Origin of the sequence: Amycolatopsis sp. NPDC059021 (assembly GCF_042739895.1) — a bacterium.
Classification (GTDB): domain Bacteria; phylum Actinomycetota; class Actinomycetes; order Mycobacteriales; family Pseudonocardiaceae; genus Amycolatopsis.
On the sequence record NZ_JBHYIQ010000065.1, the window covers coordinates 3,230 to 14,425 of the forward strand.

9 protein-coding genes are annotated in these 11,196 nt (G+C 68.2%); 6 read left to right on the plus strand and 3 right to left on the minus strand.

Annotated features, from left to right (window positions below):
• Positions 1-104: 104 nt before the first annotated feature.
• Both ACFWX1_RS31345 and ACFWX1_RS31350 read left to right on the plus strand, forming a co-directional pair.
• Positions 105-3,080: a bifunctional [glutamine synthetase] adenylyltransferase/[glutamine synthetase]-adenylyl-L-tyrosine phosphorylase gene (locus ACFWX1_RS31345; RefSeq protein ID WP_378393369.1), complete on the plus strand. Its 2,976-nt coding sequence runs from the start codon at positions 105-107 to the stop codon at positions 3,078-3,080.
• Between the two features lie 133 nt (positions 3,081-3,213).
• Positions 3,214-3,618: an acyl-CoA thioesterase gene (locus ACFWX1_RS31350; protein WP_378393405.1), complete on the plus strand. Its 405-nt coding sequence runs from the start codon at positions 3,214-3,216 to the stop codon at positions 3,616-3,618.
• Positions 3,619-3,709: 91 nt separating this feature from the next.
• Here ACFWX1_RS31350 and glnA read toward each other — a convergent pair whose 3' ends face one another.
• Positions 3,710-5,134 carry a type I glutamate--ammonia ligase gene (gene glnA, locus ACFWX1_RS31355; protein WP_378393370.1) on the minus strand — a complete coding sequence of 475 codons (1,425 nt, stop codon included), beginning with the start codon at positions 5,132-5,134 and terminating at the stop codon, positions 3,710-3,712.
• Positions 5,135-5,404: 270 nt separating this feature from the next.
• On the opposite strand from glnA, the gene ACFWX1_RS31360 reads away from it, so the two are divergent.
• Positions 5,405-5,794, plus strand: a complete 390-nt coding sequence (locus tag ACFWX1_RS31360) for an RDD family protein (protein ID WP_378393406.1) — start codon at positions 5,405-5,407, stop codon at positions 5,792-5,794.
• A 61-nt stretch (positions 5,795-5,855) separates the two neighbouring features.
• Here ACFWX1_RS31360 and ACFWX1_RS31365 read toward each other — a convergent pair whose 3' ends face one another.
• Both ACFWX1_RS31365 and ACFWX1_RS31370 read right to left on the minus strand, forming a co-directional pair.
• Positions 5,856-6,800, minus strand: coding sequence for a hypothetical protein (locus ACFWX1_RS31365; protein ID WP_378393371.1), 945 nt, complete (start codon positions 6,798-6,800; stop codon positions 5,856-5,858).
• A gap of 109 nt (positions 6,801-6,909) precedes the next feature.
• Positions 6,910-7,638, minus strand: a complete 729-nt coding sequence (locus ACFWX1_RS31370; protein ID WP_378393372.1) for a DUF4191 domain-containing protein — start codon at positions 7,636-7,638, stop codon at positions 6,910-6,912.
• Positions 7,639-7,702: 64 nt separating this feature from the next.
• On the opposite strand from ACFWX1_RS31370, the gene ACFWX1_RS31375 reads away from it, so the two are divergent.
• The 3 genes from ACFWX1_RS31375 (at position 7,703) to ACFWX1_RS31385 (ending at position 10,799) form a co-directional block, all read left to right on the plus strand.
• Positions 7,703-9,787, plus strand: a complete 2,085-nt coding sequence (locus tag ACFWX1_RS31375) for an ATP-dependent DNA helicase UvrD2 (RefSeq protein WP_378393373.1) — start codon at positions 7,703-7,705, stop codon at positions 9,785-9,787.
• Positions 9,788-9,994: 207 nt separating this feature from the next.
• Positions 9,995-10,261: a hypothetical protein gene (locus ACFWX1_RS31380; RefSeq protein WP_378393374.1), complete on the plus strand. Its 267-nt coding sequence runs from the start codon at positions 9,995-9,997 to the stop codon at positions 10,259-10,261.
• 151 nt (positions 10,262-10,412) lie between these two features.
• On the plus strand, positions 10,413-10,799 hold the full coding sequence (locus tag ACFWX1_RS31385) for a WhiB family transcriptional regulator (RefSeq protein WP_378393375.1): 387 nt from the start codon (positions 10,413-10,415) through the stop codon (positions 10,797-10,799).
• Positions 10,800-11,196: the final 397 nt, after the last annotated feature.

Below are 11,196 nucleotides of genomic sequence, written 5' to 3' on the forward strand. Positions count from 1 at the left end.
TCCCCCCTCCGCCTCCCCCCCCCCACCCCCCCCCCCCCCCCCCCCCACCCCCCCCCCCCCCCCCCCACGGCTCGGCGGCGTCCGCTCGGATACGGTAGGGCGTGATGGCAGACCGATCTCGTCCGACCGCTTCCGCGGCGAGGTACGGCTTCACCGATAGCCGGGCCGAAGAGCAGCTTCGCGCTGCTGGTTGGTGGGATGCCACCGGACCGAGTGCGGTCGCCGCCGATGTGCTCTCCGCGTTGTCCCGCGCGGCGGATCCCGACCTGGCGCTCCGAGGACTCGACAGGATTCGGGAGGCTGACGGCGCGGGCTGGGCAGAGCTCGACCAGGCTCTTCGCGAGAACCGGACTTTTCGCGGGCGATTGCTGGGAGCGCTCGGCACGTCCAGCGCACTCGCCGACTTCCTCGCCGCCAACCCACGGACCTGGCATTCGCTCACCGGCAAGAAAAGCACCGATCCTGCCCGCTACGCCGAGTTGCTGCTGGAGAAGGTGCGCGGCCCTGACGGCACTCTGGTCACCGGTCATGAGGCCGAACAGGTTCTCCGGTCCGCCTACCGCGAGCTGATCCTCGGTATCGCCGCAGCCGACCTCGGCCATCTCGTGGAGCCGGGCCTGGAGCATCCGCATTACGCGGAGGTCGCGAGTCAGCTGACCCGGCTTGCCGAGGCTGCCTTGATCGTCGGCGTGGCGGTGGCGGAAGCAGAGGTCGGCGCGAAGGCGGAGGACACGCTCGCCGTCATCGCGATGGGCAAATGCGGTGGGCGCGAGCTCAACTATGTCAGCGATGTCGACGTCATCTTCGTTGGCGGCGCCGACCTTACAGTCGCTACCCGCTTGGCCAGCACGATGATGCGCATCGTCGGCAACGCTTGCTTCGAGGTCGACGCGGCGCTGCGCCCCGAAGGCAAGTCCGGCGCGTTGGTGCGAACGCTCGAGGGACACGCCGGTTACTACAGGAAATGGGCCAAGACCTGGGAGTTCCAGGCGTTGCTCAAGGCGCGGCCGGTCGCGGGTGACGCCGAGCTGGGGCGGGAATACAGCGAGCTGGTCGCGCCGCTCGTGTGGTCGGCCGCCGATCGCGACAACTTCGTCGGCGAGGTGCAGCAGATGCGCCGCCGGGTCGAAGGCCATGTTCCGTCCGAGCACGCCGAGCGTGAACTCAAACTCGGCCGCGGCGGGCTGCGCGACGTCGAATTCGCTGTCCAGCTGCTCCAACTCGTCCACGGCCGGATCGACCCGGACCTGCGCTCACCGTCCACTATGGAGGCTTTGGCCGCACTGGGCGAGGGCGGCTACGTCGGTCGTCAGGACGCCGCCGAACTCGGCGCGTCCTACGAGTTCCTGCGGACCGTCGAGCATCGGCTGCAATTGCGTCGTCTGCGGCGTACCCATCTTTTCCCCGAAGCCTCGGACACCGCCGAGCTGAGGATCCTGGCACGCGCGATCGGCGTCCGCCCCGCAGGCGGCAAGAGCGCGGGCGAGGTACTGCTGGCCGAGTTCCGGCGGCATGGCCAGGGCATCCGCAAGCTGCACGAGAAGCTGTTCTACCGGCCGCTCCTGCAATCGGTCGCGAACGTGCCAACCGAAGCTCTGCGGCTCACCACCAAGCAGGCGGCGAGTCGGCTGGCGGCCCTCGGTTACGCAGCGCCGGATGGCGCGCTCCACCACATCAAGGCGCTGACCGCGGGAGTTTCCCGGAGAGCCGCGATCCAGCACGCGTTGCTTCCCGTCCTGCTCGACCTGCTCGCGGATACCCCCGACCCTGACCGGGGCCTGTTGTCCTACCGCAAGGTGTCCGAGGCACTCGAGGAGACGCCCTGGTACCTGCGCGTGCTGCGGGACGAAGGCGCCGTGGTCGAGCGCCTGGCCTTCCTGCTCGGCACGTCGAGGCTCGTTCCGGATTTGCTCGCACGGGCACCCGAGGTGTTGCAACTGCTGGGTGATCCGGCGCGGCTCACCGGCCGCACTCCGGCCGAGGTCGCGACGTCGCTGCGGGCCGCAGTGCGTCGGCAGCCCGGGCTGAACGCGTCGGTGGCGGCAGCGAGGTCGTTGCGGCGCCACGAGATGCTGCGAGTGGCCTGTGCGGATCTCCTTGGGCTCCTCGAGGTACGGCGGGTGTGCGAAGCGCTTTCGAGTGTGTGGGTGGCGGTGCTGCAGGGCGCTCTGGCTACGGCCAACCGGCAACGACAGACGGAACTCGGTCGCACGCCCGCGGCGATCGCCGTCATCGGAATGGGGCGTCTTGGTGGCGCCGAGCTCGGTTACGGATCCGATGCGGATGTCCTGTTCGTATGCGAACCGACCGGAGGGGTGTCCGACGCCGAAGCGGTGCGTTTTGCCTCGTCCGTAGCGGAAACGGTCCGGCAGATGCTGGGCGCGCCGAGCCCGGATCCGGCGTTGGTGGTGGACGCGGACCTGCGGCCGGAGGGACGCAGCGGCCCGCTGGTGCGGACACTCGAGTCGTATCGGGCGTACTACGCGCGCTGGGGCGAGGTTTGGGAGGCACAGGCGCTGCTGCGTGCCCGCTTCATCGCAGGGGACGCCGACCTCGGCGAGCGTTTCATCGCGATGCTCGATCCTGTTCGCTACCCGGACGGCGGGCTCGACGCCGCCCGCGTGCGGGAGATCCGGCGGATCAAGGCGCGGGTGGAAACGGAACGGATGCCCAAGGGCGCCGACCCGACCCGGCACACGAAGCTCGGAAGGGGCGGGCTGGCCGATGTCGAATGGACGGTGCAGCTCCTGCAACTGCGACACGCGCACGAGGTCGGCGCCTTGCGAACCACATCCACTCTCGAAGCGCTCGCCGCGCTCGAGCCGGCTGGCCTTGCCGCGGCGGCGGAGGTCGAATCCTTGACCGAGGCATGGTTGCTCGCTACCCGGGTCCGGAACGCGGGAATGCTCGTCCGGGGCAAGGCGGTCGACGAAATCCCGAGCTCGGGCCGCGACCTGACGGCTGTGGCACGAGTCCTCGGCTACACGTCCGATGACGACCCCGGCGAGTTCTTGGACACCTACCGGCGGATCACCCGCCGCGCCCACACCGTCGTCGAGCGCCTGTTCTACGAAAACTGACCCACGGCACCGAGAGGAGCAAGGGTCCTATTCTTTCGCCCCGCGTTTGGCAAGGTCCCGTGGGTGTGTGCGGGGGGTGGGGGGCGGCGCGTACACTGGGGGTGGGTCTGAGCGCGAGCCATTCCGGACCAGGCTGAAGGTCCGCCACTACGAGCTGGACACTCTGGGCCATCTCAACCACGCCGTGTACCACTCATATGCCGAGGTAGCCCGGCTCGAGCTGATGGAGTTGGCAGGCGGGCTCTCGGGAGGACTGCACCAGGAGAAGCTCGCGTCGGTCATGCTGGAGACGCACGTTGCTTTTCGCCGCGAGCTGCGGGCAGGCGACGTGGTCGACGTCACCTGTGACACCAAGTTCGGGAGCGGCAAGACGTTCCACATGGATTCGAACATCTACAAGCTCGACGGGACCTTGGCCGCGGAGATCACCTGCACGCTGGGGTTGATGGATCTCGATCGCCGCAAGCTCGTCGACGATCCGCGGGGGCGCTTCGAACGAGCTGGTGTCGACCTCAAGGTGATGTCCACCGCCGAATGACCGACCCCGCCGCGCCCAGAAAACAGAAACGCCGGTGACGAGAGCGTTTCCGCACCTCGCCACCGGCGTGACCGGTGGTGCTACCGCGTGATCACACGTCGTAGTACAGCGAGAACTCGTACGGGTGCGGACGCAGCCGCAGCGGGTCGATCTCGTTTTCGCGCTTGTATGAGATCCAGGTTTCGATCACATCGGGGGTGAACACGCCACCTTCGAGCAGGTAGTCGTGGTCGTTCTCCAGAGTGTCGAGCACGGTGCCGAGGTCTCCCGGAACGAGCTTGACATCCTTGGCCTCCTCGGGCGGAAGCTCGTAGAGGTCCTTGTCGATCGGCTCCGGCGGCTCGATCTTGTTCTTGATGCCGTCGAGCCCGGCCATCATCATCGCCGAGAACGCCAGGTACGGGTTGCCGGACGAGTCCGGGCAGCGGAACTCGGCGCGCTTCGCCTTCGGGTTGTTGCCCGTGATCGGGATACGCACGCAGGCGGAGCGGTTGCGCTGCGAGTAGACCAGCGAAACCGGCGCCTCGAAGCCCGGCACGAGGCGGTGGTAGGAGTTCACGGTCGGGTTCGTGAAGGCCAGCAGGCTCGGCGCGTGCTTGAGCAGACCGCCGATGTAGTGGCGTGCGGTGTCCGACAGGCCGGCGTAGCCCGACTCGTCGTGGAACAGCGGCTGGCCGTCTTTCCACAGCGACTGGTGGCAGTGCATGCCCGAGCCGTTGTCACCCGCGAGCGGCTTCGGCATGAACGTCGCGGTCTTGCCCGCCGCGAACACCGTGTTCTTCACGATGTACTTGAACAGCTGCAGGTCGTCCGCGGCGTGCAGCAGCGTGTTGAACTTGTAGTTGATCTCGGTCTGGCCGGCGGTGCCCACCTCGTGGTGCGCGCGCTCGATCTCGAAACCGATGTTCGTCAGGTTGCGGACGATGTCGTCGCGCAGGTCGGCGAAGTGGTCGACCGGCGGCACCGGGAAGTAACCGCCCTTGAACTTCGTCTTGTAACCCTGGTTGCCGCCCGGCTCGTCGGCGCCGGTGTTCCACCAGCCCTCGACCGAGTCGATCTCATGGAAGGAGGCATGCTCGGCCGAGTCGAAGCGGATCGAGTCGAAGATGTAGAACTCGGCTTCGGGGCCGAAGTACACGTTGTCGGCGACGCCGTACTCGGCGATGTACTGCTCGGCCTTGCGCGCGATGTTGCGCGGGTCCCGGCTGTACGCCTCGCGGGTGAACGGGTCGTGCACGAAGAAGTTGAGCGCCAGCGTCTTCGCCTTGCGGAACGGGTCGATCCGCGCGGTCGCCGCGTCCGGCAGCAGCAGCATGTCGGACTCGTGGATGGACTGGAAGCCGCGCACCGAGGAGCCGTCGAACGCGAGACCCTCTTCGAAGGCATCTTCGGTGAAGGCCTTCGCGGGGACCGTGAAGTGCTGCATCACGCCGGGCAGGTCGCAGAACTGGACGTCGATGACCTCGACATCCTCGTCGGCGATGAGACGCTGGATATCGTCTGGAGTAGTGGGCACCCTCGGTGACTCCTTCTCGTTCGAGCTCGTACGGCAGTGCTCTCTTCGGCTCACGCTAAGAGCGCGGTGTTGCCCGACCGTCACCCGTATGTTTCGCCGGTGTTAACGGGTCGGTGCATACCGGGTAGTCGACCAGGGCGAATGCGACCTGCGCCACCGGCATACCCTGGACGGGTGGCGAGATGGACCGGCGAATGGCTGCCCGGCACCGGCGACGGGGCGGCAGCAGGTGATCAGCATGCTCCGCGTTGGCGCGGTGAATCGCTCGGCCTGCCCGAATCCGGCGTAGGTGCGGTGGCCAGCGGTGGCGCAAGACTGCTCGGGCTCATCATCGACCTGGTCCTAGCCGCGCTGGTCACAGCCATATTCGTTCGGCCCAACCTGCAGAATCCCGCCGTGATGCAGACCTTCAACCAATGGTCGGTGGTGGTCTGGGCGATCATCACGGTCGTTTCCGCGGCGTTCTTCGGCTTCACTCCCGGGATGGGGGCGGTGGGGATCCGTGTTGCCCGGCTCGACGGGGCGTCGATGGTAGGGCTGTGGAGAGCCGTCGTACGCACGGTGCTCACGTTCGTGATCATCCCCGCGGCCGTGCGTAACGCCGACGGTCGCAGCTGGCTCGATCGTCTGACCGGAACAGTAGTCATCCGCATGCGCTGAGTCACCCGGAGCGAAGCAAGGGACCTTTGCTTTCGCTTGGGAGCCGGGTGTGACACGGATGTCATGCGGCCGATCTGGGACGGCGGGCGGAAATCCGAGGCGGCGGACGTTGCGCCGCGCTCTGGTAGGCCGCGCGAAGCTCCCGGATCACGGACAGCGGCTGGTCGCGTAGCGTAAATGGATGAAGGCGTACCAGTAAGAGCCCTTCGCCCGTTGGCGGACTGTCCTTGTCCTCGCCTGTGGAATGGACCGCCACCTCGGTCATGTCGAGTTGTACTGCCAAGCCGACGGCCGGCCACCACGCCTGGACGCTGCCGAGGACCTCACCGGACTCGTTCTCCAGTACGACGTCCCAATCCGGCTGAGGCAAGCCGCTCTTCTCGAGGACCTCACGGAGCCACCGCTCGGCGGCGTCATGGACACCGTTGCTGACCTCTTGGATGACAAGCCGGGGAAGCGCCGAACCTATGGTGCTGGCCTGTGCGAGTTCTTTCCGGAGATCAAGCGGATCGCAGAGCCCGCGGTAGACGGCGTCGGCGATCATCGCGCGCACACTTGTCAGGTTGTCCATCCGCCGCGACGCGTCGATCAGGGCTCTTGCCAGCGGTGCGACCGGCAGCCCGCCGACATCGACTGCGTCAGGAAGGTGAATCGTCCGCTCGGCGATCGCGAAGCCCCAAGTGGCGACCTTGCTCTTGTGCGGGATCAGAGTATGGACCCGTGGCTCGGCAGGGAGATTGCGGACTCCGTGGAGCCGTGCGGCGTGTACCCCGGTGAGCATCGCGTCCGGACCGGCATGAGTCAGGGCCGCGCGGAACAACTGACGGGCCGTGGGCTCCCGGTTGGTGAAGACGATGACTCCGGGGATCGGTCGTTGCCACGGGCCGTTGCCCCGGCACCGGCGCGAGATGGATGCGTGGGATATACCGAGCGCGACGAGGTCCGCCCGGGCGGCCACGCCGTCCGGGAACAGATCTTCCAGCATCTCTGGTCTGAGGCTTCTCATGGCCACACCGTCATGATGCGACCACGGACCGACAGTTTTGCGCGAAAACGAAGCAAGGGACCTTTGCTATCGCCCGGCGATAGCAAAGGTCCCTTGCTCTGCTCCGGGGTTAGCGGCGGCGGATGGTGCGCTGGACGTTGCGCATCTTGGCGCCGGCGGGCATGGGGCCCTTCGGCATGGCGGCGCCGCGGTTGCCGAGGGCGGCCAGCTTCGCTTCGAGGGCATCGACCTGGCCGGGCTTGAGGTTCCGCGGAAGCTTCATCAGGTAGCCCTGGAGCTTCTTCAGCGGGACCTCGCCCTCCTCGTTGCCGATGGTCACGTTGTAGATCGGGGTGTCGCCGACGAGCCGGGAGACGCGCTTCTTCTCCTGGGCGAGCAGGGACTTCACCCGGTGCGGGGCACCTTCGGCGACGAGGATGACACCGGGGCCGCCCAGCACGCGGTGCACGGCGTCCAGCTGGGTCGTCGCGGCGACGGTCGGGGTGACCTTCCAGCGGCCGCGGAGGTTCTCCAGCGCCCAGGCCGCCGCGCCGGGCTGGCCGTCCGCCTTCGAGTAGACGGTCCGCTGGACCCGGCGTCCGAAGAGGATCACCGCGGCGAGCACGCCGAGCACGATGCCGAAGGGCAGCAGCGCCCACTGGATGTTGAAGATGAAGCCGACCCCGAACACCACGCCGGTGACGACCAGGATCGCGCCCACCATCAAGGGGATGAGCGCCTTGTCTTCCTTGCGCTGCATCTTGAAGGCCTCGAAGATCTGCCCCCGGCGAGCCTTGCTCGCCGCGCGCTTCTCCTTCTTGGCCTGCTTCGCCGCTTCCTTGTCCAGCTTTCCCGCCATATGACCAGGATACGGCCGCGTGCCCTGCCACGGACCTGTCGGCCCCCTCTGCGAGGATCTCAAGGTGGCTAGCGCATCCTCCCCCAAGAGTCGTCCTGGCCTGCTCGACGGGCTCGATCCGGAACAATGCGCCGCGGCGTCGGCACCGCGCGGGCCGGTCTGCGTGCTCGCGGGGGCCGGGACGGGCAAGACGCGGACGATCACCCATCGTATCGCGCATCTGATCCGGTCGGGGCACGTCGCGGCAGGTCAGGTGCTCGCGGTCACGTTCACCGCGCGCGCCGCGGGGGAGATGCGGTCGCGGCTGCGCGGCCTCGGGGTGGACGCGGCGCAGGCGCTGACGTTCCACGCCGCCGCGCGGCGTCAGCTGCGGTACTTCTGGCCCCGGGTCATCGGCGACCGGCCGTGGGATCTGCTGGAGAACAAGTTCCGCTACGTCGGCCAGGCCGCGAACCGCGCCGGGCTCAGCACCGAGACCGAGGTGCTGCGGGACCTCGCCGGCGAGATCGAGTGGGCCAAGGCGTCGCTGGTCAGCCCGGACGACTACCCGGCCGTGGTCTCGCGCACGCAGCGGGACATCCCGGCCAGGGCAACGCAGATCGCCGAGGTCTACCGCAACTACGAGAAGATCAAGAACTCCGCCCAGGTGCTCGACTTCGACGACCTGCTGCTGCACACCACGGCGGTCCTGGAGGAACACGCCGCCGTCGCCGAGGAGTTCCGCGATCGCTACCGCTGCTTCGTCGTCGACGAGTACCAGGACGTCACGCCGCTGCAGCAGCGGCTGCTCGACGCCTGGCTCGGCGGGCGCGACGACCTCACCGTGGTCGGCGACGCCAACCAGACGATCTACTCCTTCGGGGGTGCTTCGCCACGCTCGCTGCTCGAGTTCACCCGGCGCTTTCCCGACGCGACCGTCGTCCGGCTCGAACGCGACTATCGTTCGACGCCTCAGGTCGTGACGCTGGCCAACCAGGTCATCGGCGCCGCACGCGGCAGGCCCGCCGGATCCAGGCTCAAGCTCATCGGGCAGCGGCCGCCCGGCCCCGAACCCCGGTTCGCGGAGTTCGACGACGAGGCTGCCGAGGCCGAGGCTGTCGCACGCCGGGTTCGCGACCTCCTCGACGGCGGGGTCGCGGCGAGCGAGATCGCGGTGCTCTACCGCGTCAACGCGCAGTCGGAGGCCTACGAGCAGGCACTCACCGAAGCGGGGATCCCTTACCTCGTCCGCGGCGGTGAGCGGTTCTTCGCGAGGACCGAGGTGCGGCAGGCGATGTCCGCGCTGCGGGTCGCCACGGCCGACTCCGGGGTGGTCGACCTGGTGACGACGGTGCGCTCCGTCCTCGCCAGGGTGGGCCTGACCGAGCAGCCGCCCTCGGGGGGCGCGGCGAAGGAACGATGGGACGCACTTCTGGCGCTGGTCGAACTCGCCGAGGAACTCGCGTCGACGGTCGAGGACGCCGACCTGCACCGGTTCGTCGCGGAACTGGACCAGCGGGCGGCCGCGCAGCATCCGCCGACGGTCGAGGGCGTCACCCTCGCGTCGCTGCACGCGGCCAAGGGGCTCGAATGGGACGCGGTCTTCCTGGTCGGACTCGCCGAGGGCACCATGCCGATCCTCCACGCCGACGGTGACGACGCCGCGATCGAGGAGGAGCGGCGGCTGTTCTACGTCGGGGTCACGCGGGCGAGGGAGCACCTGTGGCTGTCCTGGGCGCTCGCGCGCACTCCGGGCGGCAGGCGCAACCGGCGGCGCAGCCGGTTCCTCTACGGGCTGATCCCGGAGGACCATCCCGCCGCGAGGGTCGCCCGGTCCCAGCAGAAGCAGGTCGTCGTCAAGACCCGGTGCCGGGTGTGCGACGGGCCACTGCTGGAGACGATGGAGGTCAAGCTCGGCCGCTGCGGCCGCTGCCCGTCCACTGTGGACGAAAAGCTGCTGGAGAAACTGAAGGCGTGGCGCGGGGAGCGCTCGCGGGAGCTCAAGGTTCCGGCGTTCGTGGTGTTCACCGACGCTACGCTGATGGCCATCGCCGAGCAGCGCCCGACCGACGACGTCGCGCTGGTGGCGATCTCCGGTATCGGTGCGACGAAGCTCGAACGCTTCGGTGCGGAGGTGCTCGACGTGGTCCGGTCGGCCATGCGGTCTTGACCGCGTCTCGGCCATGATCCATGCGGCGAACCCGCTGCTCAGGGTCGATCTTCGTAGCTTGGACGAGTTTTCCGGAAAATAAGTTGCCCCAGGGTGGGCAGGGGTCATAACCTGCACACACCGGGTCGTCAAGGACCCGACTGGGGATCCATGTGACGCCGACCGCGGAGCGGTTCGCGTGCGACAGAAGAAGGAGGTGCCGGTGAAATGATCTCGAACATGAAGCTCACGAACCCTGGCACCCTTCTGTCCTGCGCCGCGAACACCGCGCAGGCTCAGCGCCAGGGCACCGATGTGTTCGTGAGCGCTCACGCGATCCGTGGCACGCGCCGTATCGAACGGCTGTGGGCCACCGTCGACACCACCTTCGTCACCGCCACGGCTGAGGCCGGGGCGTACCCGCAGGTTGTCGTCGATCTGCCGACCATCAAGCAGTTCCGTGTTCCGTTGTCCATACGGGAGCGAAGTTCCTGACAGCCAGGTCAGGACGACAGGCTCACGAAGGCCGCGGAACCGGAAACGGATCCGCGGCCTTCGTGTTTTTTTGGCTGCACGACCCCAGGGAGCAGCACTGTCCAGTCCCATCGCCAATCCGAAAACCCGTACGACACAAAGGAGCACTGAAATGCCTTCGGCCTTCACCCTCGCTTCCGAGGGTGCCTTGCCTGACGCCTTCGCCGAGGCGGGCGTCAGCGACCTGCTCGACGCGATCGCGTCGCCCGAGCTCAACCTGCCCTGCCGGTCAGGCGACGCGGACCTCTGGTTCGCGGAGTCACCTGCCGAGTTGGAGCGGGCCAAGAGCTTCTGCGCTGCCTGCCCGGTCCGCGAGGCCTGCCTCGCGGGTGCGCTCGCCCGGCGTGAGCCGTGGGGCGTCTGGGGCGGGGAGATCTTCGAGCGTGGCGTCGTGATCGCCCGCAAGCGTCCTCGTGGGCGTCCGCGGAAGAACGCCGTCGTCGAGCCCGCCGCGGCCCAGGCGCGTCCGGCCACTTCTGCCCGGAGCGCTGCCGCATGAGCATCGCACCGGTCACTACCAGGGATTACGAGGCGCGAACCGCCGAGACGGATCGCCGTCCCACCCAACTGAAAGACATCACTGCCAAGGAGAACAACGAGATGTTGCTGTACGAAGAACTGTCCAGAGCACGAATACGGGACCTCGAGGAAGGGGTCCGTGCGCAGCGGGAACGAGGTAGCGTTCGTGCCGCTCGCCGGTGGAGCAGGGTAGCCCGATGGGCGAACCGCCGCGCGGAGCGGTATCGACAGGCTTGAGTGAACGGAGGGCCGGGGGGGGGGGGGGGGGGCGGGCCGCGCGCGCGCGCGCGCGGGGGCGGGGGGGGGGGGCGGGGGGGCCGGCGGGGCCGCGGCCCACCCACCCCGACAAACTGCCTCCCGCCTACAGCGACTCGCTC